Below are 24,871 nucleotides of genomic sequence, written 5' to 3'. Positions count from 1 at the left end.
GCCTAGCCGCCGCGAAGCGCGGCTTCGATGGTCTTGCCGAGCGCGTCGAGCTGGAACGGCTTCTGAAGCGCCGGCCGGTCGCGGTACTGTTCGGGCAGGCCGGAGGAGCCGTAACCGGTGGCGAAGATGAACGGGCAGCCCTTCGCCATGATGACATCGGCCACCGGCGAGATGACCTTGCCGTTGACGTTGACGTCCAGAATTGCCAGGTCGAAATCAGTGGTCTGCGCCAGCCGCATGGCCTCGGCGATGTCGCCCGCTTCAGCGGCAACCTTGTAGCCGAGCTCCTCCAGCATATCCGCGACCATCATTCTGATCATGACCTCGTCCTCGACGAGGAAAACAGAGCGGCCCGAAAGCCCTGTCGCAGTCATAGGTGAGTCCTTGCCCATTCTCGCGAACGTTCGCAGATAACGATAAGTGACGCAATGCGCGTTTCGGCGAAGGCAAACCCGCAAATGGCTTAGCGCCTTGAAGGCCCGATTGTGGTCAAATGCCGGGCCGAAAGGCTAGCATGAGTTCCTGAGCCGGAACAAGATTCTCGCCTCGGGGTCTTGCGGCGCAGTGCGGCGTTCCGCCAGACGAGATGAGCAGCAGCAATGACGTCCCAGCACCACCCGCCGGAAAAGATGATGTTTCAGCTGACGCTGAGGCGTCGCGGCATCAGCGATCAGGCCGTGCTGCGGACGATGGAGGAGGTGCCCCGCGAGCTTTTCGTCGACGAAGCCGATCGTGACGGCGCCTATCGCGATAGCGCGTTGCCGATCGCCTGCGGGCAAACCATCAGCCAGCCTTTCGTCGTCGCCTATATGACCGAGCAGCTCCAGCTCCAGAAGCAGCACCGGGTGCTCGAGATCGGCACCGGCTCCGGCTACCAGGCTGCGGTGCTGTCGCGGCTCGCCGGCCAGGTGCTGACGGTCGAGCGCTATCGCAAGCTCGCCGATACGGCACGCGCCCGGCTTGAAAAGCTCGATTGTCACAATGTCGAGGTGATGCTCGGCGACGGTCTCAATCTGCCTCCCAACATTGGTCCATTCGATCGCATCATCGTCACCGCCGCGATGGATCAGATCCCGGAGAACCTGGTCGAGCGGCTGGAGGTCGGGGGTATCCTGATTGCTCCCGTCGGCCCGCATCAGGGCGTACAGACGCTGACCCGCCTGACCCGCACCGACACCGGGATCGAGCGCAAGGAACTCGTCGAGGTCCGCTTCGTGCCGGCGCTGCCTGGCGTCGCGCGTGAGCTGTAGAATCCGGGATCGGCTGCGCTGCCAACGTCTTATTGGGAGGGTTAAGCCGTTATTTACTCGGCGGGTGTTTACTTAAAACACCAGTTCTGTTGCGTACGAGTGAGTAACCATGTCCGCTGTCGCCGAGTTGCTTTACTCGCGCCGCGTGCCGCAGGTCGCGGTGCTGGCGCTGATCTCCTTCAGCTTTGCAGGATGCAGCGCCGACATGTCGTCGCGGCTGTCCCAGTCGAACTTCTCCAATCCCTTCGCCTCGGAATCCACGGGCTCGGTGCAGCAGGCCCCGCCGCCGCAGCGTGAGTTGCCGCAATATGCGCGGCCGCAGACGCAGCCTGGCTATTATCAATCGCAGCCTTTGCCAGCGCCGGCCGTAGCTGCGCCGCAATCCTATCCGGTCTCGTCGGGCGGGGGAGTCTCTGGCGGTGGGCGCGGGGTCAGCTCCTATGCGCCTCCGGCGCAGCCGCATCTGGAAACGACGGCCACCGTGCCGCCGCGCTCGGTTGCGGCGGCCCAGCCAGCCGGCGGAACCAAGATCATCGTCGGCACCAGCGATACGCTCGATGTGCTCGCCAAGCGCTACCGCGTCACCCCGCAGGCGATCCTTGCCGCCAATGGCTACAAGGGGCCGCGCGCGCTGTCGCCGGGCCAGCAGCTGATCATCCCGCATCCGGCGACGGCGCCTGCCGCGGCTCCCGTCACCGCCGCAGCCGCTACCAAGCCCGTTGCGGCCGTGGCTGCGCCGTCGAGCACCCATTTCGTCAATCAGGGCGACACACTCGCCAGCATTGCCCGCAAGAATCGTATCTCGACAGCTGAGCTCGCCCGCGCCAACGGCATCGATCCATCGGCAAAACTCAAGCTTGGCACCAGGCTGACCGTGCCCGGTGCCAAGACCGCGGCCGTCGCTGCGCCTGCGGCTCCGGTCGCAGCTGCGCCTGTTGCGGGAACGCTTCAGCCCGTCGCCGCCGCTCCCGCACCTGCCACCAAGATGGCCGCCGTCGCGCCGGTGCAGAGCGCGCGTCTGGCTCAGGCGACGTCCAATGTCGAAGAGAAGCCCGCCGAGACGCCTGCGAAGGCGGCGGAAGCTACCGGCGCGCTGCCGACCTTCCGCTGGCCGGTCCGCGGCAAGGTGGTCACGAGCTACGGCGCCAAGACCAATGGCAAATCCAACGACGGCATCAATCTCGCGGTGCCCGAGGGGACGCCGGTCAAGGCGGCTGAAGACGGCGTCGTCGCCTATTCCGGCAACGAGCTGAAAGGTTACGGCAATCTGGTCCTGGTTCGGCACTCCAACGGCTACGTCACCGCATATGCCCATGCGAGTGAGCTGTTGGTGAAGCGCGGCGATACCATCAAGCGCGGTCAGGTCATTGCCAAGTCGGGTCAATCCGGTGAAGTGGCGTCGCCGCAGCTCCACTTCGAGATCCGCAAGGGATCGAGCCCGGTTGACCCGCTTCAATTCCTGAACGGGGCGTGAGGCGCCGCAGTCTGTAGAGCGGACGATGTCCGCGCGACATTCAAACTGTCATCGTCCGTCAAAGCGGACGATCCTGTGCTTCAGAGACAGTCAATATGGAGCCGAGAGGCCGCAGCGTACTGGATTCCCTGCTTTCGCGGGGAACGACAGTAGCAGGTTGGTCGATCGCGGCTGCTAATTCGCCGTCAGCTTCACGCCAAGCCGGCCCGCCAGTTCCTGCACGAACTGCCAGGCGACGCGGCCCGAGCGCGAGCCGCGCGTGGTGGACCATTCCAGCGCCTCGCGCTCCAGCGCTTCATCGTCAATCTTGATGCCGAAATGGCTGCAATAGCCGCTCACCATGGCGAGATATTCGTCCTGGCTGCAGCGATGAAAGCCGAGCCACAGGCCGAAGCGATCCGACAGTGAGACCTTCTCCTCGACCGCTTCACCGGGATTGATCGCGGTCGACCGCTCGTTCTCGATCATCTCGCGCGCCAGCAGATGGCGGCGGTTCGAAGTGGCATAGAGGATGACGTTCTCGGGCCGGCCTTCGATGCCGCCTTCGAGCACAGCCTTGAGGGACTTGTAGGAGGCATCGTTGCCGTCGAAGGACAGGTCGTCGCAGAACACGATGAAGCGGAACGGCGAAGCGCGCAGTTGGTCCATCAGCGCGGGCAGGCTCTCGATGTCCTCGCGGTGGATCTCGATCAGCTTCAGCCTGTCGGCCTGTTTGCGCTCCGCGTTGATGCTGGCATGCGCCGCCTTTACCAGCGACGACTTGCCCATGCCGCGAGCGCCCCAGAGCAGCGCATTGTTGGCCGGCAGGCCGTTGGCAAAGCGCTCGGTGTTCTCCATCAGGATGTCGCGCATCCGGTCGACGCCCTTCAGCAGGAACAGCTCGACGCGGCTGACCCGCGGCACGGCCGCAAGCCGCCCGTCGGGATGCCAGACATAAGCATCCGTCCGTTCGAACGACTCGCGCTCGACGGCTGGTTTGCCCTGGGCGGAGAGGTGCGCCGCGATGGTCTCCAGCGCGCGGACGATGCGTTCCTGCGCGAGCTCTGGGGCTGCCTTGATCGCTTTGGAGGCTGCCGTGGGGCGTTTTGCCGCGACGCGGGCGGCCTTTCTGGCAGGGGTGCGGGGGCCTTTGCCGGCCGGGCTTTTGCTAAGGTTTTTGGGCATGTCCGAAGTTCCTGAGAACGCAGCCTTATCGGGCCTGACGGTCCGCCGCAAGGTGGCCCAAAAGGGCAGCCTGGCAGCGTTGCAATTGGGGCAATGGCCGCTATAGTCCGCGCGAATTTGACCGAACCGGTCGCCGTTGAGGGCCTGACCGGCTTTCCCCCGTTCTCACGAGGATCGTCCGAATGCTGATTACTCCTGCGTATGCCCAGGCTGCGGCCGCCGGCGACACCAACAGCATGTTGATGTCGCTGCTGCCGTTCGCCCTGATCTTCGTGATCATGTATTTCCTGATTCTGCGCCCGCAGCAGAAGAAGGTCCGCGATCATGCCGAACTCGTGAAGAACATCCGCCGCGGCGACACCGTCGTGACTTCGGGCGGCCTCGTCGGCAAGGTCACCAAGGTCGTCGATGACGACCAGATCGAGTTCGAGATTTCCGACGGCGTGCGCGTGCGTCAGATGCGCCAGATGATCTCGGGTGTGCGCGCCAAGGGCGAGCCGGCCAAGGAGTCGAAGGACAGCGCGAAGGAAACCGCCAAGGACGACGCCGCGTCGAAGTGAGCGCTTCCGCGAGCATCTCAAGTCTCCCGATCTGACAGGTCCAGTCGATGTTGTATTTCACGCGGTGGAGGGCGCTGGGGGTTATCCTGACGGCGCTGATCGTGTGCCTCTGCGCGGTCCCCAACTTCTTCCCCGAGGAGCAGGTCAAGACCTGGCCCGCCTGGGCGCAGCGCAGGCTCGTGCTTGGCCTCGACCTCCAGGGCGGCTCCTATCTGCTGCTTGAGGTCGACTCGGCCTATGTGAAAAAGGAGCGGCTCGATCAGGTCCGCGACGAGGTTCGCCGGACGCTGCGCGATGCCAAGATCGGCTTCACCGGCGGCGTCACTGTGCGCAACGACGCTGTCGAAGTTCGCATCACCAAGGAAACCGACGTGCAGCCGGCGCTCGCCAAGCTGCGCGAGCTGTCCCAGCCACTCGGCGGACTGATGGGCTCGAGCGGTCAGCGCGACCTCGAGGTGACCGATGCCGGCGGCGGTGTGATCCGCCTGACCGTTCCGCAGCCGGCGACACTTGATCGCCTGCGCAGGACCATCGAGCAGTCGATCCAGATCGTCGAGCGCCGCGTCAACGAACTCGGCACCGTCGAGCCGGTGATCCAACGCCAGGGCAACGATCGCATCCTGGTGCAGGTGCCCGGTCTTCAGGACCCGACGCGCCTAAAGGAGCTGCTGGGCAGGACCGCGAAGATGGAATTCCGGATGGTCGACACCTCCGTGCCGCCGGATCAGGCGCAGCAGGGCAGGGTGCCACCGGAATCCGAGCTCTTGATGAGCGCCTCGCCACCACCGACACCGTACGTAGTCAAGAAGCAGGTATTGGTCGCCGGCGGCGATCTGACCGATGCTCAAGCGAGCTTCGATCAGCGTACGGGTGAGCCGGTCGTCAGCTTCAAGTTCAACACGTCGGGCGCCCGCAAGTTCTCGCAGGCTACGACCGAGAATGTCGGACTGCCTTTCGCGATCGTACTCGACAACAAGGTGATCTCGGCGCCCGTGATCCGCGAACCGATCACCGGCGGCCAGGGCCAGATATCCGGCAATTTCACCGTGCAATCGGCCAACGATCTCGCGATCCTCTTGCGCGCCGGCGCGCTGCCGGCACCGCTGACGGTGGTGGAGGAGCGCACGGTCGGTCCGGGCCTGGGCCAGGACTCCATCGAGAAGGGCGAGCTTGCGGCTTACGTCGGCTCGATCCTCGTCATCATTTTCATGCTCCTGACCTATCGGCTCTTCGGCGTGTTCGCCAACATCGCGGTGGCCATCAACGTCGCCATGATCTTCGGCCTGCTGTCGTTGCTCAATGCCACGCTGACGCTGCCCGGCATCGCCGGCATCGTGCTCACCGTCGGCATTGCGGTCGACTCGAACGTGCTGATCTACGAGCGTATCCGCGAGGAATTGCGCGGTGGCCGCAACGCGATCTCGGCGATCGATGCCGGCTTCAAGCGGGCGCTCGCGACCATCCTCGATTCCAACATCACCACCTTCATCGCTGCCGCGGTGCTGTTCTACATCGGCACCGGACCGGTCCGCGGCTTTGCCGTGACGCTCGGCATCGGCATCATCACCACGGTGTTCACCGCCTTCACCCTGACCCGGCTGATCGTGGCCTGGTGGGTGCGGTGGAAGCGGCCGCAGAGCGTGCCGATCTAGGAGCCTGATCGTGACTCACACCGTTCTCATCGGGCTCGGCGTCCTCATTGCCATTCTCACCGTGGTCTCGGCGCTCGGCCTGCTGCCGTCCCTGCGCATCGTCCCGGACGATACGCATTTCGACTTCACGCGATTCCGTCGCATCAGCTTTCCGATCTCGGCGGCGCTGTCGATCCTCGCGATCGTGTTGTTCTTCACCCACGGGCTGAATTTCGGCATCGACTTCCGCGGAGGAACGCTGCTGGAGGTCAAGGCCAAGTCGGGCGCCGCCGATATCGCGGCGATGCGCACGACACTGGATTCCTTGCGTCTCGGCGAGGTGCAGTTGCAGCAGTTCGGCGGACCCGAGAACGTCTTGATCCGCGTCGCGGAGCAGCCGGGCGGCGACGCCGCCCAGCAGGAGGCCGTGCAGAAGGTGCGCACCGCGCTCGGCGATTCCGTCGAATATCGCCGCGTCGAGGTGGTCGGCCCGCGTGTCTCCGGCGAATTGCTGGCCTTCGGCATGCTCGGCCTGATGCTCGCGATCCTCGGGATCCTGATCTATCTCTGGTTCCGCTTCGAATGGCAGTTCGCGCTGGGCGCCATGATCGCCAACGTGCACGACATCGTGCTGACGATCGGCTTCATGTCGATCAGCCAGGTCGATTTCGACCTGACCAGCATCGCCGCGCTGCTGACCATCCTGGGCTATTCGCTCAACGACACGGTCGTCATCTACGACCGCATCCGTGAGATGCTGCGGCGCTACAAGAAGATGCCGATGCCGCAGCTGCTCAACGAGTCCATCAACTCGACGCTGTCGCGCTCGATCATCACCCACGTCACGGTGACGCTGGCGCTGCTCGCATTGCTGTTGTTCGGCGGTCACGCCATCCACAGCTTCACTGCGGTCATGATGTTCGGCGTGGTGCTGGTCGGTACCTACACCTCGATCTTCATCGCGGCCCCGATCCTGATCTATCTCGGCGTCGGCGAGCACCGCGAGGATGCTCCCGACACGGCTGCGCCGGCTAAGAAAAGCAAGGCATGATCCGAACCTCGCGCCCTCGCAGGAGTTTGCGAGGGCAGTAAGCCCATTCGGACGAAGCTCATGGCCGGCGATCCAAACGCTCCGCATTTCCCGCGCTCGGCGCCCATCGAGGCCTACGGCAAGGGCGGTTTCGCTTTTGCCGGCATGTCGCATCGGGGCTCGCTGCTCTGCCTGCCCGACGCGATCTGGGCCTGGGATGTGACGGACCCCGAAAAGATCGACCGCTACTCGCTGGATCGGGTCTTCGCGGCCGCCAACAGCATTGACACGCTCCTGGTCGGCACCGGAACCGGGCTGTGGCTGCCGCCGCCGGAACTGCGTCACGCGCTCAAGGCGGCGAGGGTGGTGCTGGACACGATGCAAACCGGGCCTGCCGTGCGAACCTACAACATCATGATCGGCGAACGGCGGCGGGTGGCCGCCGCGCTGATCGCCGTGCCATGAGCCGCCCGGCACCGCCAGCCGACTCCGCCGCCTTCTGCGCCGATCTCGTGCGCAGCCATGACTTTCCGCGCTATGCCGCGACCTTGTTCGCGCCGGCCGCCGAGCGTCGCGCGCTGCTGGCGCTGTACGCCTTCAACGTCGAGATCGTCCGCGTTCGCGACCAGGTGAGCCAACCCCTGCCCGGCGAGATCCGCCTCCAATGGTGGACCGACATGCTGTCGGGCCATGTCCATGGCAGCGCCGAGGGCAATCCCGTCGCAGCCGAGCTGCTCCACGCAATCCACGATTTCGACCTGCCCGTCGAGCCGCTGTCGCTGCTTGCCGACGAGCATCAGTTCGATCTCTACAACGATCCGATGCCGACCATGGCTGCGCTGGAGGGCTATCTGGCCGCGACCTCGTCGGCGCTGTTCGGTCTGGCGGCGCGGGTTTTGGCACCGCCGTCGGAAGTGGTCGAGCATCTCGCCCGTCATGCCGGACTGGCGCAGGGCATCGTGCAGGTCATCGCCAATTTGCCGCGCGATGCCGCGCACCGGCAATTGTTCCTGCCGCAGCAGCTCTTGGAGAAGCACAATTGCAGCATGGAGGATGTGTTCGCCGGCAAGGATACGCCTCAACTCCATGCGGTGCTCACGCAGCTCTCGGGAGAAGCCCGGCAGCACGTGACCACGGCTTCCTCGCTGCTGACGCAGGTGGCGCCGTCCGTGCGGCCGGCGTTCCTGCCGCTGAGCCAGGTGCGGGCCGATCTAAAGCGCCTGTCGCATCCTGGGCGCAATCCGTTTACGCTGCAGCCGCCGTCCCGGTTGCGCACCCTCTGGACCTTGTGGCGCGCCTCGCGATCACGTGAGTTTACCAAATAGCGGCTGGCTTATCGCCTCAGCCTGCCAAATGCTCTATGCTGTCCCATGGCTGAGTTGTCCCAAAGCACGTCATCCGGTCTCAGCGGCTTTCCGGTCGCACCCGGCGACATTCATGCCGCCGCCGAGACGATCCGCGGCGCCGTCGTCGAGACGGCCTGTAGCCATAGCCGCACGCTGAGCAGCATCTGCGGCTGCGACATCTGGCTGAAATTCGAGAACCTCCAGTTCACATCTTCGTTCAAGGAGCGCGGCGCGCTGAATCGACTCACCGCGCTGGCGCCGGAAGAGCGTGCGCGGGGCGTCATCGCGATGTCCGCGGGCAACCATGCGCAGGGCGTCGCCTATCACGCCAGGCGGCTCGGCATTCCCGCCACCATCGTCATGCCGGTCGGCACGCCCATGGTGAAGATCGAGAACACCCGGCATCACGGCGCCGAAGTGGTGGTCACCGGCGCGACGCTGGAAGAGGCGGCCGCCTTTGCGCGAAGCCACGGTGAAGCGCGCAGCATGATCTTCGTCCATCCTTACGACGATCCACTCGTCATTGCCGGGCAGGGCACGGTCGGGCTGGAAATGCTCAAGGCGGTGCCGGAGCTCGACACGCTGGTCGTCCCGATCGGCGGCGGCGGGCTGATCAGCGGCATTGCGATCGCCGCGAAGGCGATCAAGCCGTCGCTGCGGATCTTGGGCGTCGAGGCCTGGCTCTATCCCTCGATGTACAACGCCATCCATGGCGGCAATTTGCCGGTGCGCGGCGACACGCTCGCCGAAGGCATCGCGGTGAAATCGCCGGGTAAGATCACTACGGAAGTGGTCCGCCGCCTCGTCGACGACATTGCGCTCGTCAACGAAGCCGAGCTCGAGCGCGCGGTCGCGACACTGATCTCAATCGAGAAGACAGTGGTCGAAGGCGCCGGAGCCGCCGGCCTCGCCGCGCTGATGTCCGATTCGTCCCGCTTTGCCGGTCAGAAGGTCGGCCTCGTGCTCAGCGGCGGCAATATCGACACGCGGCTGATCGCCTCCGTCCTCACCCGCGAACTGGCGCGCGAAGGGCGGCTGACGCAACTGTCCCTCGATATTCCCGATCGCCCAGGGCAGCTGGCAGCCGTTGCCGCGCTGCTGGCCGAAGCCGGCGCCAACATCATCGAGGTCTCGCACCAGCGGACCTTCTCCGACCTTCCGGCAAAGGCGACGCTGCTTCAACTCGTCATCGAGACCCGCGATGGCGCTCATCTCGATGACGTCATGGCCAGACTCAGCGCGTCCGGATTGAGCGCGCGCTGCACCTGAACCGCTCGCCGGCCATTCACTATCGCGACGCCAGAGCCGCGAGATGACCGATCAGCCGATCGATCTCGGCTTCCGTATTGTAGTAATGCGGGGAAGCGCGCACGAGCGGCGGCAGAGCCCGGTGCTCGGCATCGATGCGGGTGCTTGACGGGTCTGACGCGCCGATCGTGATGCCCGACGCCGCGGCGCTACGAACAATGGTGTCGGCCTCGTACCCCTCCATCGTGAAGCTGACGATGGCACCCGGCGCGCGTCCGAGGTCGCGAATGGTGATGCCGCGGATGGAGGCGAGGCCATCACGAAGGCGGCCCGCCAGCAGGCGACAGCGCTGCTCGACGGGACCCATGCCGATGTCGAGTGCATAATCGACGGCAGCACCGAGGCCAAGCCGGGCCGCGTAATTGTTCTCCCAGGTCTCGAATCGACGGGCATCGTCCCGCAGCCGATAGGCGTCCCGTGCGACCCAGGGCGCCGCAAAGTGGTCGATCATTGGTGGTTCAAGCTGCTGCAGGAGCGCCCGGCGGACGTAGAGGAAGCCAGTCCCGCGCGGGCCACGCAGGAATTTACGCCCGGTGGCCGACAGCATGTCACAACCGATCGCATCGACGTCGACCTCCATTTGCCCAACGGCTTGGCAGGCGTCGAGCAGATAGGGAATGCCGTGCGCTCTCGCGATCTTGCCGATCGCGGCTGCGGGGTTGACCAGCCCGCCATTGGTCGGAACCCAGGTGACGGCGATCAGCTTCACGCGCTCATCGATCATCCGTTCGAGCGCGTGGGCGTCGAGCTCGCCGCTGGCATCGCTGGGCACGACGTCGATCGTCGCGCCGGTTCGTTTCGCGACCTGTAGAAACGCGACATAGTTGGCGGCGTATTCCGCCTCGGCTGTCAGGATGCGGTCGCCCTCGCAAAACGGCAGCGCGTAGAACGCCATCTGCCAGGCAACCGTTGCATTCTCCATCAGCGCGATCTCGTCGGGGGCGGCATTGAGCAGGCGCGCCACCGAGCCATACACAGCGTCGAGCCGTTCGGACTCCTGGTCGGCTGCGGCATAACCGCCGATTTCGCTTTCGAGATCGATGTGCCCCTTCAGCGCCGCGACAACGGGCGCCGGCATCAGAGCCGCGCCGGCGTTATGCAGATACGCAAGCCGCGCTGTGGCAGGCGTGTCATCGCGTACCCGGCCGATGTCGATCATTGGCGCCTCCGCTTCTGACGATCCTCGTCCTGAATTATGCGCGTCCAGGTATGGGAGCAAGACGGGGCCAGGTTTGGCCTCAAATGCAGAGGCTGAGCAGCTTGATGTGGCAGCTGCTGGATTTGGGCTTGCTTGCCGGAGCAGCCTCGCGTTTCACCGCGACCAGCGGCTCCTTGTCCTTCTTGCCCTTACCCTTGCCCTTGCCCTTCGGCTCGTAATCGCCGGCAATCACCATGGCCCAATAGGTTCGTTTGCCGCTGGCATTCTTAGCGCTGGCAATGCCGACGCGGGAAGCCTTGTGCAGCAACAGGTTCTTGCGGTGCCCCGACGAGTCGATCCACTGTCTCAGCGTCTTCTCGAAACTATCGTAGCCGTAGGCGATGTTCTCGGCGGCGCGGCCCGCGCCAGCCGGTGCGACACGGCGGTTGAACGGGCCGAGCGCGTCATGGCTAAGTTCGTCCTTGGCCGCCATCGCGCGGGCCTGGTCCATGGCGATGCGATCGAGCGTGGCATCGCGGACGACGCGAACCTCACCATGCGTGAGGCGGAAGTTCGAGATCAGCTCGGCCGGGGAGTCCGCCAGCGCGGGCGCGCCTGTCAGCAGCAGAAGGCCAGCGATCATTCCCCCAAGCACACGATGCATTACGATCCCCCGAACGCCCATGTTCTTTGCCGGCCCTGCGTTGTCTGAACGCTTCTCGATCGCCAATGTGGACGCTTCAAGGCACGGGCCGTACTAGCTGGTTGGCAGGTTCGCTTCGAAATTGAAGCGGTCGCGCAGGTTCTTGCGCTGCTCGAGGATGTCCTTGAGGAAGGCACGGTCCTGGTCGTTCTTCATCATTGGCTCGATCAGATCGAGCTGGTTCATGGCGACCAGCTGAAGAACCTCGGTGCGCGGCTTGCCGCTGGTATCGCGCGGCAGGGCGTGGACGACCTGGATGTGTTCCGGCGGTTTCGGGCCCTTTGCGGCTACGAGCTCGCTGCGGAGCTCGCCTTCGAGCGCGGCTTGATCGGCTTCGACGAAGGCATAGAGCCCGACACCGGAACGGCGGTCGGCGAAGGCGACGATGGCGGTATCGCGCACCGCGGGGTTCCTGCGGATCAGCTCTGCCAGCACGGGCGCGTCGTTGACCAGCCGGCGGCCGCCGCCCTCGCGGTCGGTGAAGTTGAACAGGCCGCGGGTGATGGCGCGATAGACCTTCTTGCCGGTGGCGAGCCACAGGCTCGCGGCGAACGATTTCTTCGCCAGGATCTTCCGCTCCCGCGGAGTCAGCGCCTCCGGCGCGTAGGAGCGCTTGTGCTTGAGGAGATGGCGGAGATCTTCGTAGGCCAGGATTCGATAGAGTCGACCGCGGCGATCAAAGCACGCGGCGAGCTGGAAGTCGGTGACATAGGCTCGGCCGTCGCGCCCGACCAGCCAGTTCTGCTCCTTGGCCAGATCGTTGTGGCAAATGCCGGCGCGTCGCAGCCGGCGCAGCACGGCCTTGGCGGAGCGGAAATAGGCGAGATCGCCATGCGGTTTTGCCAGATGCAGCGCAACGCCGTCGACGAAGCCCCGCACGAGCGCGCGGCGTCCGATCCATAGCAGCTCTGGACCGGCATCAAGGCCCTTGGCACGAACCAGCGCGCGCTTCTCGCGGGCGAACAGATGGCGTGCCAGCAGGAACGACCACCATGGCACCTCGTCGAGCCGGCGCAGCACCGCATCGACCTCGCCGGTCTCGGTGCGGAAGCGGCCGCGCTCGACTGTCGAGAACACGTCGCGCTTGAGCAGCACGCCCTCGGTCCATCGCGCCGAGAGTGCCGCGGCGTCGTCTTCAGGGAGGCTCATCGAGAACTCATGCGGCGGCGGCGAAGCGCAGGTGATCGGCGATCCAGCGATCGAGATCGGCAAGCGCCCGTGCGCTCAGCGCCTGCTTCTTGGCCACCGTCTTCTCGTTGCCGCGCAACCGCGTGCCGTCCGGCTTCTTCGTCGGCGCAGTCGCAAGCGGCGGAAACAGCCCGAAATTGATGTTCATCGGCTGGAACGAGCGCGCGCCCGGCTCGATCGTCTCGATATGACCGCCTGTGATGTGGCCGAGCAGCGATCCAAGCGCCGTCGTGCCCGGCGGGCCGACGAGCGTCTCGCCCCGTGCGTCCGCGGCGGCGTAGAGGCCTGCGATCAAGCCGACGCTGGCGGATTCCACGTAGCCCTCGCAGCCCGTCATCTGACCGGCGAAGCGCAGCCGCTGCTGTGCGCGCAGACGCAGTTCGCCATCGAGCAGTTTTGGCGAGTTGAGGAAGGTGTTCCGATGCAGGCCGCCGAGGCGGGCGAACTCGGCCTTCTCCAGCCCGGGAATGGTGCGGAAGATGCGCTGCTGCTCGCCGTACTTCAATTTCGTCTGAAAGCCGACGATGTTGTAGAGCGTGCCGAGCTTGTTGTCCTGGCGTAGCTGAACGACCGCGTAAGGCTTGGTGGTCGGATCATTGGGATTGGTGAGGCCGACGGGCTTCATCGGACCGTGGCGCAGCGTCTCGGGGCCGCGCTCCGCCATCACTTCGATCGGCAGGCAGCCGTCGAAATAGGGCGTGTTGGTCTCCCATTCTTTGAACTCGGTCTTCTCACCCGCGATCAGCGCCGCAATGAAGCCGTCATACTGCTCCTTGGTCATGGGGCAGTTGATGTAGTCGGCGCCGGTGCCGCCGGGGCCGACCTTGTCGTAGCGCGACTGGAACCATGCCACCGACATATCAATCGACTCGCGGTAAACGATCGGTGCAATCGCGTCGAAGAAGGCGAGCGCGCTCTCGTCCGTCAGTTCACGGATCGCGTCGGCAAGCGGTGCAGAGGTGAGGGGCCCGGTCGCCACGATGACGTTGCTCCAGTCTGCCGGCGGCAGGCCCGCGATCTCGCCCCGGGCAATCTCGATCAGGGGATGATCGTTCAGAGCCTTGGTCACGGCCGCCGAGAAGCCGTCGCGGTCAACGGCCAACGCGCCGCCAGCAGGCACCTGGTTCGCGTCGGCCGCTCGCATGATCAGCGAATCGAGCCGGCGCATCTCCGCGTGCAGGAGGCCGACGGCGTTGTTGGCAGCGTCGTCCGAACGGAATGAATTGGAGCAGACGAGCTCGGCAAGCCCATCGGTGCGGTGCGCCTCGGTCATGCGAGTCGGCCGCATCTCGTGCAGCACGACGGGCACGCCAGATTTGGCCACCTGCCAAGCAGCTTCGGAACCGGCGAGGCCGGCACCGATGACGTGTACGATGTTGGATTGGGGTCCTGTCATGGGGCGGACAGGTAGCGCTTTTCGACGGGGAGTGGAATCGCCGAGATCGAGTTTTCTGCCACCAGATGCGACAACGCCCGCACGAGGCGGGCGCTATCGGTTCGTCCAGTGAAGGTGGCTGAATGGCATCAGCCCTGATACTGACCGGCGGCAACGCGCGGGATGTCCGAGCGATCAAGGCCGATATCGGCCAGCTCGCGATCGCTGAGCTGTGACAGCTCGGCAACATTGCGCTGATAGTCCCGGAAAGCCTGGATCATGCGGATGAGCGAGAGCAGCATTGGTAGTCTCCTGTAGTTCGATTCAGCTCTTGCCGGAGCCTCATCGTTGAAGTGAATATAGATGGGAGTGGTGCACTGCGAAAGTTCCGATGTTGCGATGCAGCTAGGCGAAGAACGCATAGCGCGAGTAACGGACGATTAACCGGAGGGCACTCCCACCCAAAGCTTGCCTCAAAGAGCGTCAGCTTAGTGATAAATATCCGTAACATCACGGATTTACGTCGGACAATTGATCTTGATCATCGCAGAAATGATCTGCTTGTAGACGGCCTGTCGGGGCGGCTGATCAGCTCCTAGACTCAATTCTTGCCTGCGTGATTCGCATGAGAAAAATGAATTTCAATTCATTAATTGAGGGCGGCCAGTATTGAAGCTCCGATTCACACCCATGGCGCGGGCGCTGCCGAGCGAATGGTTTGCGGCGGGACGCTTGGAGGTAATACGGTGCGTCTCGCTCCTGTGGAGTTAGGGGGCGCGTGCAAGCTGGGCTGCGAAATAGGCGATGGTCCTGGAGTAGACCTCGCTCTTGTTCCACTGCTGCAGGACAGCAAAGTTCGGACTGCCCGGCTGCCAATCCTTTCCTCGCTGCCAACCATAGCCGGCGAGATAATTGGCGGTGGAGGCGAGCACGTCGGGCGCGTTGTGCAAGAGGTCGCGCTTGCCGTTGCCGTCGAAATCGACGGCGTATTTCATCCAGGATGACGGCATGAACTGGGTCTGGCCGAGTTCGCCGGCCCAGGCGCCCTTCATGTCGGCAGGCGCAAGATCGCCGCGCTGGACGATGCGCAGCGCATCCATCAACTCGGCGCGAAACATCTCGGAGCGCCGGCAGTCATAGGCAAGTGTTGCCAGCGAGCGGATCGTTGCGAACTTGCCGGTGTTGACGCCGAAATCGGTCTCGAGACCCCAGATCGCAACGAGGATCTCGCCGGGTACACCATAGGTCTGCTCAATGCGCGACAAAACGGAGCCGTACTGCTTCATCCTGTTCGAGCCGCGCTGCAGGCGTGGCGGCACCATGCGGCCTGAAAACTCGTCGAAGCTCTGGGCGAAGACCTTTTGTGATCGGTCACGGTTAAGCACGCTCTCATCGAGCGTCACGCCGGCCAGCCCGGCGTTGATCGCCTGTTGCGAAATGCCTTTCGCCGCGGCGTCGGTTCTGAAATCCGCAAGCCAAGCGTCGAAATTGCCCGAACCGCAGGCGACGGCGGCCAGAGCTGGCTGGGCGGACAGGATTGAGGCGGAGAGGGCGAGGGCAGCAAGAGCGAGACGAGAAATCGTCGAGGTCATTCGAGCAAATGGATTCCGTGAAGCGATCTGACCGGCGGGCGCAATCTCGGTCGGAACCGCGGCCAAAGCAAGGCGCGCGACAGGGGAAGATCCTGCCCAGGCCGGGGCCAGGGCAGGGTCGCATGTCACGATATCGTCAGACGTCGATCCGGTTGCGCCAAGGGAAGAGGTTGGCCGGGAAGTCGGCGGCCGGTTTGCGCGGACGATGCGGCGGGGGCGGCACCGGATTTGCGCCCGGCTCTGAGACGATCACCTTGCGGTAGAGATGCCAAGTGGCATGCCCGAGCAGAGGGACCACGACGGCGAGTCCCAGAAATGCCGGAATGGTGCCGAGCGCGAGCAGCACCGCCACGATCAAGCCCCACGCCGCCATCGGCACCGGGTTTCTTGCAACGACGCGCAGCGACGTGCTTATCGCCTCGAACGCGCCGGCATGACGATCGAGCATCAAGGGGAACGATACGACGCTTACGCACAGCGCAGCGAGCGCGAACAGGAAGCCGGTGCCGCAGCCGACCACGATCAGCCACCAGCCCTGCTCGGTCGTCAGGACGCGCGTCAGGAAATCCGAGATCCCGGCCGCGCCCTCGTAGCCGAACGCCGCGATGTAGATCGCCTGCGCGGTCGCGACCCAGGTCACGAACAGAGCGAGCAGCAACGTGCCGACGCCGAGCATCGCACCGAATGAAGGCGAGCGCAGCACATCCATGGCATCCCAGGCGCTGGCAGATTCGTAGCGCTCGCGCCGGCTGGATAGCTCGTAGAGTCCGAGCGCCGCGAACGGCCCAATCAGCGCGAATCCGGCCGCCAGAGGAAACAACAGCGGCAGCACCGAATAGCCCATCACAACGCGGGCAAGCACGAGGCCGAGCACTGGATAGATCACGCAGAGGATGATGGCGTGGCTCGGAACAGCCTTGAAGTCTTCCCAGCCTCGCCTGAGCGCGTCGTGGAGATCGGACAGCTGGATGGTTCGGATCACCGGTCCAGCCGCATCGGAGGGCTGGGCCATCGTGGGGACATTGCCCTGATAGAGTGTGGCCATGGTCGCTAGCTCCCTTCGCGGCCCGGTCCTGCGCCGGTAAACAACGCAAGCGACCGCTCTCTTGAATGATCGCGATCCCGACCAGGCGCGAATTCCGGATGGCATCGCGAGCTGAACCGCAAGCATACTCCCAACTCCGAGTCCTGTCCCTCACGCTTGGGTGAATTCGATGCCGCGGCGCAACTACGACGGCGTCATTCTGTCGTCATTTCGCCGCAGATAAGCTGATGCTGCTGATGTTCGCCGAACTTCGCGGGCGCAACGCAGTCACTTCGTGTATGAGTGCCACTCAAGGCCCTTCCAACGGATCCTTTTCGGGGAGCAGACATGAGCATTTTCGGGAAAATCATGGGCGCGATCTTCGGCGGCCCATCGGCCTCCGCCGCGCCCGCCGGTGGCGCCGCTTCGCCCAGCGCGCCCGCAGGGACGCCGGGCGCTTCGGCGCCCGCCGCCGCGCCCATGCCCGCGGTCGACGTGGCTGCAATCGTCGACAAGGCGGCAGCTGCACACAAGGGCGAGAAGCTGGAATGGCGCACCTCGATTGTCGACCTCATGAAGGCACTCGACATTGATTCCAGCCTCGCTGCGCGCAAGGATCTTGCCAAAGAGCTGGGCTACAGCGGCGACATGAACGACTCGGCCAGCATGAACGTCTGGCTGCACAAGCAGGTGATGTCCAAGCTCGCCGCCAACGGCGGCAAGCTGCCGCCCGAGATCAAGCACTGACCCATCGTCGCCGGAAGGGCCCGCGATCTCGCGGGCCCTTTTGCTTTCAGGCGACCAGATCCGCATCCTCCGGATGCCGATCGATATAGTCGACGACGAAGCTGCAGCCGGCGATCACTTTCCTGCCGTCGCGCCGGATCAGGTCCAGCGCCCCCTTGACCAATTCGGACCCGATACCGCGGCCGCGCAGCGCGCGCGGCGTTTCGGTGTGGGTGATGATCACGGCCGAGGGCGTCAGACGATAATTGGCGAAGGCCACGTCACCCCCGACATCCAGCTCGAAGCGGCTTCTGTCCTTGTTGTCCCGTACCGATGCGGTCATGCAAGATCCTTCCGAAATCCAGATTGACACCTGATCTAGGGGGCAAATTCCGCTCTTGCCAAGGTGAGACCAAGGAGATTGGCGCTGACGAGACATCCGCAAGTGCGCGCCGTTGCAACGCAGCGCAATATGCACTTCTCGCTCCGCGGCCCGATGAATTGACCGTAAATATTCCTCCATGTCGCTCTTGCAAGGCGAACTACGGTTCCCACGTCGTGGATTAGACATACGCCCGAATACGGCTGGCAGGGTCGTTACACATTCGGAGTGATCGCCGGCCGCAGACGTATGCCTCTTTTGCAGGAGGGTACGATGTCGGACTTTGGTTTCCTGAAGACTCATCGGACATGGGAAGACTGGTGCGGGATGCTGGTCGGCGCGCTGATCGTGGTTTCGCCGTGGTTTCCCGTGCAGGATCAGGCGGCGATCGCCGGAAATCAGACGGCGGTTCTGAATACGATCGCGGTCGGTCTGGTCGTGTTTGGCGTCAGCCAGCTCGAGTACGTCGCCTTGCAGCGATGGCAAGAGGTGGCGACAATTCTCGTCGGACTTTGGCTCATCGCCTCGCCCTACGTGATCGGCTATTCCGGTGACGGCTTTCTCCGCGTCTATCACACGGGCCTCGGTGCGGTGGTGGTGCTGCTCGGATTGCTCCAGCTGTGGCAGGACTGGGACCTGACTGACCAGGACATGCTCAAGCATGGACAATAGGCCGGCGCTCTCGCAGGCTCGCCGCCCACGGGCGGCAGGCCCGCTCGCTCGCGTTTAATCGGCCGCTTTGGCGAGCCTGGAATCCTCGGGCCGTGGCTGTGGGCGGAGGCAGCCCTGGCAGATGACCAAGGAGCGGTTGACCCTGGCGTCCTGCTCGGCCTCGATGCCGTCCTGCGCCTGCCACCATTCCTTCGAATAGGGCTGAACGCCGGCTTGCATCCTGTTGTGCGCGGAGCGCGCAGCGGTCCGCGTCGCTTGCGCGGCAGGGCGCGGCCGATTGGGATCTTGCCCGGCGCCATCCCAAGCATAGCGCGCAGGCTTGAAAGCGGGGTTCTTGACCAGAGGCGCCTGCGGAGTCGCGGCACATCCGGCGAGCGCCAGCGTGAACAGGAGAATGACGGGCGCTTTGATCATGAGATGCACTCTGTACGCGGGGGACCGATGAAGGGTGCGTCGATCATGCTTAAGATTTCCTGAACGATTGCGGTCGTAGTTGCGACCAACGCCAATGCGATATCTGATCCTCTTGCTCACCTTGGTCGTGACTTGCGCGCGCGGACGACGCAACGCCGTTCAATCCGGCCGACTATCCGCCTGGCGTGCAGAAGGCGGTCCGCTACGCCAACGAGGAATGCGACAGCCAGGAGGGCGGCGAAGTGACTTTCGCAGCGAACACCGTGCGCAAGATCGATCTGACCGGCGACGGCCGCGTGGACTACATCGTCGATTTCCAGGACACCAAGTGCGGCGATCGCGAGACGACCTATTGCGGAACTGGCGGCTGTGTCGTGAAGATCCTGGTGACACTGCCCGACGGCGGCGTACGCGAGGTGTTCGAAGGCCATGTGCTCCGCTACAAGATCATGGGCCCGCCGATGAAGCGCGGCGCTGGGCGCATCGTCCGGTTCGATCTGCACGGGAGCTTTTGCGGGGGCTACGGCGCGCAGGCCTGCCAGAAGACGAAGGCCATCACGGCGACGCCGTTTGCCTTCGAGCAGCCGTAGGAAGCCGGAGGGAGCCGGCCTTGCAGGGACGCCGGCGTTGGCGATAAATGGGCTGCAATGAGCGGGTGGCTCGCGTGTCGCCCCATCGTCGAAGAGGAAGCCCGATGCAGCCCTTGCGTATGTCCCGACGCGTCATGAATCTCGCCTACATGCTGACGCAGAACGCGCGGCGGCACGCATCGCGCCCCGGCTTCGTCTGGGGCGACAAGTCCTGGACCTGGCGCGAGATCGATGCACAGGTCTCGGCACTGGCAGCCGCGCTTGCGGCGCGCGGCATCGCCAAAGGCGATCGCATTCTCGTTCATTCCAAGAACGGCGAAGAGATGTTCGTTTCGATGTTCGCCGCGTTCCGGCTCGGCGCAGTCTGGGTGCCCACCAATTTCCGCCTGATGCCCGACGAGGTCAGTTATCTCGCGCAGGCCTCCGGCGCCAAAGCGTTCCTGTGCCATGTCGATTTTCCCGAGCACGCTGCGGTCGTGAAGGGCGGCGCATTGGAGTTCACCTGGAGCATCGACGGCAAGGCCGCGTTCGGCGAGCGATCGGTGGCTGACGCGATCGCCTCGCAGCAGGATGCTGCCGTGGAGAACGTCGCCGTCGAGCACGACGATCCCTGCTGGTTCTTCTTCACCTCGGGCACCACCGGCCGCTCAAAGGCGGCGGTGCTGACCCACGGCCAGATGGGATTCGTCGTCACCAATCATCTCGCCGATCTCACGCCGGGGGTGACGGAGCAGGATGCCTCCCTGGTGGTGGCGCCATTGTCGCACGGCGCCGGCGTCCATCAGCTGATGCAGACCGCGCGTGGCGCACGCACCGTGCTGCTGCCGACCGAGAAGTTCGACATCAACGAGGCGTTCCGCCTCATCGAGGAGCATCGCGTCAGCAATCTCTTCACCGTGCCGACCATCCTGAAGATGATGGTCGAGCATCCCGCCGCCGACAAACACGACCATTCCTCGCTGCGTCACGTCATCTATGCGGGCGCTCCGATGTATCGCGAGGACCAGAAGGTGGCGCTGAAGAAGCTTGGCAACGTGATCGTGCAGTATTTTGGGCTGGGCGAGGTCACCGGCAACATCACCGTGCTGCCGGCGGCGCTGCACGATCCCGAGGACGGCCCGCACGCCAAGATCGGAACCTGCGGCTTCGAGCGCACCGGCATGCAGGTCTCCATCCAGGACGACGAGGGCCGGGAGCTCCAAGCAAACCAGAGCGGCGAGATCTGCGTCATCGGGCCAGCGGTCTTCGCGGGCTACTACGACAACCCCGAGGCCAATGCGAAGGCGTTTCGCAACGGCTGGTTCCGTACCGGCGATCTCGGCCACATGGACGAGGAGGGCTTCGTCTACATTACCGGGCGCGCTTCCGACATGTATATCTCGGGCGGCTCTAACATCTATCCGCGCGAGATCGAGGAGAAGATCCTGACGCATCCCGCGGTCGGCGAGGTCGCCGTACTCGGCGTGCCCGATGCGACCTGGGGCGAGGTCGGAGTCGCCGTTTGCGTTGCGCGCGAAGGCGCGAAGCCAGTGAGCGAAGCGGAGATGGCGGCGTTCCTGTCGCCGAAGGTGCCGCGCTACAAGATGCCGAAGCGATTCTTCTTCTGGGAGGCGCTGCCGAAATCCGGTTACGGCAAAGTACCCAAGCGCATGGTGCGTGACGAACTCGAAGCGCGCGGGCTGCTCGATCTCAATGAAAAGCAGGCGGGCTGAGCGAAGGGAATGCGGAGCATCAAGCAGCCCGGCTTGCCGTCCCCCGAACGCGTTCAATGGGTGGAGGCGAGGGGACGCGCGTTCACGTTCGCGCTTCAAACCGGCCTGCCGCTGCTCGAGGCTGCGCTGCGCGGCTTCGCCGCCGAGGGTTTTGCGGGCGGCGTGCTGAACTTTCGCCGCGGCGCGCTCGGACCGTTCGCCTATGTCATGCCGGCGCTGTCGAAGACCGGCGAAAACGCGGCATTCTACAGCGACACGTTCCGGCCAAAGGGCGTGACGCGCGTGCGGCTCGGCAGCATGACGCTCGGCATGCGCGACGGCGCGCCGTTCTTTCATTGCCATGCGCTGTGGACGGAGGCGGACGGTAAGACAAGCGGCGGTCACATGATGCCGGATGAGACCGTCGTCGCCGAACCGTTCGAGGTCGAGGCTTTCGGCATCGATGGCGCGATGTTCACGGCCGAACCCGATCCCGAAACCAATTTCAAGCTGTTCGGGCCGGTGTCGGCCGAGAGCACCGGCGCTCCGACGACGAGCCGTGCGTTTGCCATGCGGCTGCGTCCGAACCAGGACTTTGCCGGCTGCTTGGAAGATTTTTGCCGGGCGCGCGGAATTGCACGCGCCAGGATCCGCGGCGGTGTCGGCTCGACCATCGGCGCTCGCTTCACTCATGGTGGAGTAATTGAGCCGTTTGCGACCGAGCTTGCGGTCAAGGCCGGCACGATAGCGCCGGGCAGCGCCGGCGCGCTTGAGGCCATCCTCGATGCCGCCCTGATCGACTATACCGGCGGCATCGCCGAGGGCTGCCTGATCCGCGGGGACAATCCGGTGCTGATGACGATGGAACTGGTCTTGGAGGTGGTGGATTAGGTCACAGCCTGGGCTTGCCGTTCTCCGCGGAAACCACTTCCTCAGGATCGTTGTTCCTGATATGTTCCTGTGACCGGACGAGGCAAAGGGAGGGCTGGAGATGCGAGGGCGACAGCGGGACATCAGGCTGCCGGCTCCTTATCTTCGGCGCGTCTGGCTCGACCGCACGCTGGTCCCCGACTGGGAAACGTATCCGTACTGCCTTCCGATCTTCCGCCAAGAATTCGATCTGAGCTTCGACACCGCGATCACCATCATCGTCGGCGAGAACGGCACCGGCAAATCGACCATCCTGGAGGGCATTGCAGCGCTCGCCGGTTATGACGACGCCGGCGGGGGCAAAGGCTATCGCGCGGTCGATCATTCCAATGCGCGCGAGATCATGGGCGGGGAGTTGTCGGCCGCGCTTCGCGCCGGGTGGGTGCCGAAGATCACCAACGGCTGGTTCTTCCGCGCCGAGACTTTCTTCTCCGTTGCGCGATATCTCGACGAAGTCTCCGACATGCCGCCCGATTTTCTGTCCTACTCCCATGGCGAAGGCTTTCTGCGCTTCTTCCAGGAGCGATGTCAGAAGCAGGGCATCTTCATCTTCGACGAGCCGGAATCGGCGCTGTCGCCCGCGCGCCAGATGGAGTTCTTGAAGCTGCTGCACCGCATGGACACCTCCAGGAATTGTCAGGTCATCATGGCGACCCATTCCCCGATGCTGATGGCCTATCCCAACGCGCGGCTTCTGCAGTTGACAAAGCATGGACTTGAACCCGTGACGGTGGAGGAGACGGATCACTACCGCCTGATGCGGGAGTTCTGCGCAGATCCCCGTGGGTTCGTAGAAGCGACGCTGGCCGAGTGATGGCGCAGTCGGCGGCAGCTCTCTCCGTCGTCATTGCGAGCGGAGCGAAGCAATCCGGGTTCTTTCCGCGGCGACGACGGCTAGGGCCTCGCCACAACCGTGCCACGAACAAGTCTCCCCAGAGTCCAAAAATGCGCTACGATGATCTCAGCGCGCCCCAAGTCGCGCAGATCGAAGGATGAGGAAACGACATGAGGATGAGAAGCGGAGCGGCGGTCGCCGGGGTGGCGGCGCTGGTGGTTGCGGGGATGACTCTGACGGCTGCCTTTGAACCGGTTCGGGCCCACGGGCCGACACGGCAGAAGGTACGGGAAGCCATCGAGATCAATGCTCCGCAGGAGAAGGTCTGGGCCGCGATCCGCAATTTTCAGGACATGAGCTGGCTTCCACCCGTCACCAAGACCACGGGCGAAAAGGGCAACGAGATCGGCGCGACACGGACGCTGACCCTTGCGGGCGGCGCGACGGTCGAGGAGGAGCTCTATAAATACGAGCCCGACATGTTGAGCTATTCGTATCGGATCACCAAGGTGGACGTGAAGGTGTTGCCCGTCACCAATTATTCCTCGACGTTGACGGTGTCGCCTGCATCCGATGGCAAGGCGAAGGTGGAATGGGCCGGCGCGTTCTACCGCGGCTATCCCAACAACGATCCGCCGCCGGAGCTGAACGACGAGGCTGCCAAGGCTGCAGTGAGCGGGCTGTACAAGGCCGGGCTCGAGGCCCTCAAGAAGAAGATCGAGAGCGGTAGCTGATCGTGCGCGCGCTGGCTCTGGCGGCGCTAGCCGCCGGCCTTGGCGGCCTTGCGCTCGGTACTGCAGTCGCCGAAGAGGCGTTCGTCACCAACCAACTGAGCGATGATCTGATGGTGGTGGATCTCGCGACGTCGCGTAGCGTTGCGACGATCCCGATCGGCGGCAAGCCGGCGGGCGTCGCCGTCAGCACAGACGGGCGTTTTGCCTATGTGACGAGTCCCGACGCCAAGGAGGTGACGGTGGTGGACGCGGCCGCGCGGCAAGTCACGGGGCGGATCGAGGTCGGCGGCGGACCGCTCGGCATTGCCGTCGCACCCGATGGCCGTACCGCCTATGTCGCCGACTGGTATGCCGCTGCGGTGCGGGTGATCGATACGGCCTCGCGCAGCGTCACGGCCAGCATCGCAGTCGGCGCCTCGCCATCGGGCCTCGCGGTGACGCCGGATGGCGAGCTGCTGCTCTCGGCCGACCGTGACGACGACAGTGTCTCGGTGGTGGACACCGCGACGCGCCAGCGCAAGGCCATAATCAAGGTCGGTACGCGCCCGTTCGGCATCATCATCGACGCCGATGGCAGGCGCGCCTATACCGCCAATGTCGGCTCCGACGATGTCTCGGTCATCGATATAGCGGAGGCCCGCGAAATCGGCCGTGTACCGGCAGGGATGCGCCCCTATGCGGTGGCGCTGACGCAGGGCCGCGGCTTCGTCACCGACCAATATGGCGGCACCGTCACCGTGTTCGACTTGGCGAGCTTGAAGCCGATCAAGCGCATCAGTGTCGGCGATTATCCCGAAGGCATCGCGGCAACCGCGGACGGCAAGCGCATCATCGTCGCCTGCTGGGAGAGCAACACGCTCAGCATCATCGATGCGGCCGAACTGAAAGTCGTGGGTGAGATCAAGACCGGCGACGGCCCGCGCGCGTTCGGGGTGTTTTTGCGCAGGACCGAGTAGTTCGTCAAAACCCCGCGGTGACTTTCCCAAAGGGGCCCAAATCGGCCGATGCAGGGCCTCAAGCTGGATAGGGCTGGGGTTGATGGAGCGATGAAGGAGCGGCCGCGCGCAAGCGTGGGGCGTTTTCGAACGGTGCGGCTGCCGGGTCTCAACCCAGA

Annotated in this window: 27 protein-coding genes; 16 read left to right on the top strand and 11 right to left on the bottom strand. The window is 64.4% G+C overall.

The features are described 5' to 3' along the window. Positions 1-2: 2 nt before the first annotated feature. Positions 3-374, bottom strand: coding sequence for a response regulator (locus tag K408_RS0132810; RefSeq protein ID WP_024342692.1), 372 nt, complete (start codon positions 372-374; stop codon positions 3-5). A 225-nt stretch (positions 375-599) separates the two neighbouring features. Here K408_RS0132810 and K408_RS0132805 point away from each other — a divergent pair, with 225 nt between their 5' ends. Next, positions 600-1,250 carry a protein-L-isoaspartate(D-aspartate) O-methyltransferase gene (locus tag K408_RS0132805; protein ID WP_024342693.1) on the top strand — a complete coding sequence of 217 codons (651 nt, stop codon included), beginning with the start codon at positions 600-602 and terminating at the stop codon, positions 1,248-1,250. Between the two features lie 109 nt (positions 1,251-1,359). Further along, positions 1,360-2,724, top strand: a complete 1,365-nt coding sequence (locus K408_RS0132800; RefSeq protein WP_024342694.1) for a peptidoglycan DD-metalloendopeptidase family protein — start codon at positions 1,360-1,362, stop codon at positions 2,722-2,724. Between the two features lie 174 nt (positions 2,725-2,898). Here the strand turns inward: K408_RS0132800 and K408_RS0132795 are convergent, their stop codons facing one another. Then, the gene (locus K408_RS0132795; RefSeq protein ID WP_024342695.1) at positions 2,899-3,888 is read right to left on the bottom strand and encodes an ATP-binding protein; all 990 of its coding nucleotides are present in this window, start codon (positions 3,886-3,888) and stop codon (positions 2,899-2,901) included. A gap of 182 nt (positions 3,889-4,070) precedes the next feature. Here K408_RS0132795 and yajC point away from each other — a divergent pair, with 182 nt between their 5' ends. The 6 genes from yajC to K408_RS0132765 are packed head-to-tail and all read left to right on the top strand — an operon-like array spanning position 4,071 to position 9,724. Next, entirely contained in the window at positions 4,071-4,448 is a 378-nt protein-coding gene (gene yajC, locus K408_RS0132790; RefSeq protein WP_024342696.1) for a preprotein translocase subunit YajC, read from the top strand. A gap of 47 nt (positions 4,449-4,495) precedes the next feature. Then, positions 4,496-6,100, top strand: coding sequence for a protein translocase subunit SecD (gene secD / locus K408_RS0132785; protein WP_024342697.1), 1,605 nt, complete (start codon positions 4,496-4,498; stop codon positions 6,098-6,100). 10 nt (positions 6,101-6,110) lie between these two features. Next, positions 6,111-7,130 carry a protein translocase subunit SecF gene (secF, locus tag K408_RS0132780; RefSeq protein WP_024342698.1) on the top strand — a complete coding sequence of 340 codons (1,020 nt, stop codon included), beginning with the start codon at positions 6,111-6,113 and terminating at the stop codon, positions 7,128-7,130. Positions 7,131-7,190: 60 nt separating this feature from the next. After that, positions 7,191-7,574, top strand: a complete 384-nt coding sequence (locus tag K408_RS0132775; RefSeq protein ID WP_024342699.1) for an Mth938-like domain-containing protein — start codon at positions 7,191-7,193, stop codon at positions 7,572-7,574. After that, entirely contained in the window at positions 7,571-8,434 is an 864-nt protein-coding gene (locus tag K408_RS0132770; RefSeq protein ID WP_024342700.1) for a phytoene/squalene synthase family protein, read from the top strand. Before K408_RS0132775 ends, K408_RS0132770 begins: the two co-directional genes overlap by 4 nt. A gap of 45 nt (positions 8,435-8,479) precedes the next feature. Continuing rightward, positions 8,480-9,724, top strand: coding sequence for a threonine ammonia-lyase (locus K408_RS0132765; RefSeq protein ID WP_024342701.1), 1,245 nt, complete (start codon positions 8,480-8,482; stop codon positions 9,722-9,724). A gap of 19 nt (positions 9,725-9,743) precedes the next feature. Here the strand turns inward: K408_RS0132765 and K408_RS0132760 are convergent, their stop codons facing one another. The 7 genes from K408_RS0132760 to K408_RS0132730 form a co-directional block, all read right to left on the bottom strand. After that, positions 9,744-10,922 (bottom strand): aminotransferase class V-fold PLP-dependent enzyme, encoded by a 1,179-nt coding sequence (locus tag K408_RS0132760; RefSeq protein WP_024342702.1) that lies wholly within the window; start codon positions 10,920-10,922, stop codon positions 9,744-9,746. 79 nt (positions 10,923-11,001) lie between these two features. Beyond that, the gene (locus K408_RS0132755; protein ID WP_024342703.1) at positions 11,002-11,565 is read right to left on the bottom strand and encodes a CAP domain-containing protein; all 564 of its coding nucleotides are present in this window, start codon (positions 11,563-11,565) and stop codon (positions 11,002-11,004) included. A 93-nt stretch (positions 11,566-11,658) separates the two neighbouring features. Beyond that, positions 11,659-12,753: a serine/threonine protein kinase gene (locus K408_RS0132750; protein ID WP_024342704.1), complete on the bottom strand. Its 1,095-nt coding sequence runs from the start codon at positions 12,751-12,753 to the stop codon at positions 11,659-11,661. A gap of 7 nt (positions 12,754-12,760) precedes the next feature. After that, the gene (trmFO, locus tag K408_RS0132745) at positions 12,761-14,188 is read right to left on the bottom strand and encodes a methylenetetrahydrofolate--tRNA-(uracil(54)-C(5))-methyltransferase (FADH(2)-oxidizing) TrmFO (RefSeq protein ID WP_024342705.1); all 1,428 of its coding nucleotides are present in this window, start codon (positions 14,186-14,188) and stop codon (positions 12,761-12,763) included. 128 nt (positions 14,189-14,316) lie between these two features. Continuing rightward, a complete protein-coding gene (locus K408_RS41510; RefSeq protein ID WP_007590701.1) occupies positions 14,317-14,469 on the bottom strand; it encodes a DUF1127 domain-containing protein in 153 nt (50 codons plus the stop codon). Between the two features lie 465 nt (positions 14,470-14,934). Beyond that, complete coding sequence (locus K408_RS0132735; protein ID WP_024342706.1) at positions 14,935-15,759, bottom strand: lytic murein transglycosylase; 825 nt, start codon at positions 15,757-15,759, stop codon at positions 14,935-14,937. 136 nt (positions 15,760-15,895) lie between these two features. Then, a complete protein-coding gene (locus K408_RS0132730) occupies positions 15,896-16,804 on the bottom strand; it encodes a DUF2189 domain-containing protein (RefSeq protein WP_024342707.1) in 909 nt (302 codons plus the stop codon). A 327-nt stretch (positions 16,805-17,131) separates the two neighbouring features. Between K408_RS0132730 and K408_RS0132725 the strand changes: the two genes are divergently transcribed. Next, the gene (locus K408_RS0132725; protein WP_024342708.1) at positions 17,132-17,530 is read left to right on the top strand and encodes a DUF3597 domain-containing protein; all 399 of its coding nucleotides are present in this window, start codon (positions 17,132-17,134) and stop codon (positions 17,528-17,530) included. Positions 17,531-17,576: 46 nt separating this feature from the next. Here K408_RS0132725 and K408_RS0132720 read toward each other — a convergent pair whose 3' ends face one another. After that, positions 17,577-17,852, bottom strand: a complete 276-nt coding sequence (locus K408_RS0132720; RefSeq protein ID WP_024342709.1) for a GNAT family N-acetyltransferase — start codon at positions 17,850-17,852, stop codon at positions 17,577-17,579. A 312-nt stretch (positions 17,853-18,164) separates the two neighbouring features. Here K408_RS0132720 and K408_RS0132715 point away from each other — a divergent pair, with 312 nt between their 5' ends. Continuing rightward, positions 18,165-18,563 carry an SPW repeat domain-containing protein gene (locus K408_RS0132715; RefSeq protein ID WP_024342710.1) on the top strand — a complete coding sequence of 133 codons (399 nt, stop codon included), beginning with the start codon at positions 18,165-18,167 and terminating at the stop codon, positions 18,561-18,563. Between the two features lie 54 nt (positions 18,564-18,617). Here the strand turns inward: K408_RS0132715 and K408_RS0132710 are convergent, their stop codons facing one another. Next, positions 18,618-18,977: a hypothetical protein gene (locus K408_RS0132710; RefSeq protein WP_024342711.1), complete on the bottom strand. Its 360-nt coding sequence runs from the start codon at positions 18,975-18,977 to the stop codon at positions 18,618-18,620. 185 nt (positions 18,978-19,162) lie between these two features. Here K408_RS0132710 and K408_RS39420 point away from each other — a divergent pair, with 185 nt between their 5' ends. From K408_RS39420 to K408_RS0132680, 6 genes are all read left to right on the top strand, one after another. Continuing rightward, positions 19,163-19,567: a hypothetical protein gene (locus tag K408_RS39420; RefSeq protein WP_230646803.1), complete on the top strand. Its 405-nt coding sequence runs from the start codon at positions 19,163-19,165 to the stop codon at positions 19,565-19,567. 104 nt (positions 19,568-19,671) lie between these two features. Next, a complete protein-coding gene (locus K408_RS0132700; protein WP_024342712.1) occupies positions 19,672-21,279 on the top strand; it encodes an acyl-CoA synthetase in 1,608 nt (535 codons plus the stop codon). 9 nt (positions 21,280-21,288) lie between these two features. Next, on the top strand, positions 21,289-22,149 hold the full coding sequence (locus K408_RS0132695; RefSeq protein WP_024342713.1) for a PCC domain-containing protein: 861 nt from the start codon (positions 21,289-21,291) through the stop codon (positions 22,147-22,149). Between the two features lie 100 nt (positions 22,150-22,249). Further along, complete coding sequence (locus K408_RS0132690) at positions 22,250-23,002, top strand: AAA family ATPase (protein WP_024342714.1); 753 nt, start codon at positions 22,250-22,252, stop codon at positions 23,000-23,002. Between the two features lie 191 nt (positions 23,003-23,193). Continuing rightward, complete coding sequence (locus K408_RS0132685; RefSeq protein WP_024342715.1) at positions 23,194-23,757, top strand: SRPBCC family protein; 564 nt, start codon at positions 23,194-23,196, stop codon at positions 23,755-23,757. Positions 23,758-23,759: 2 nt separating this feature from the next. Next, positions 23,760-24,713 (top strand): YVTN family beta-propeller repeat protein, encoded by a 954-nt coding sequence (locus tag K408_RS0132680; RefSeq protein WP_024342716.1) that lies wholly within the window; start codon positions 23,760-23,762, stop codon positions 24,711-24,713. The last annotated feature ends 158 nt before the right edge of the window (positions 24,714-24,871 follow it).

It is taken from the genome of Bradyrhizobium sp. in8p8, assembly GCF_000426845.1.
Taxonomy (GTDB): Bacteria; Pseudomonadota; Alphaproteobacteria; order Rhizobiales; family Xanthobacteraceae; genus Bradyrhizobium; species Bradyrhizobium japonicum_C.
The sequence above is the reverse complement of the archived record's forward strand: the minus strand, read 5'-3'. Positions and strand labels throughout refer to the sequence as shown.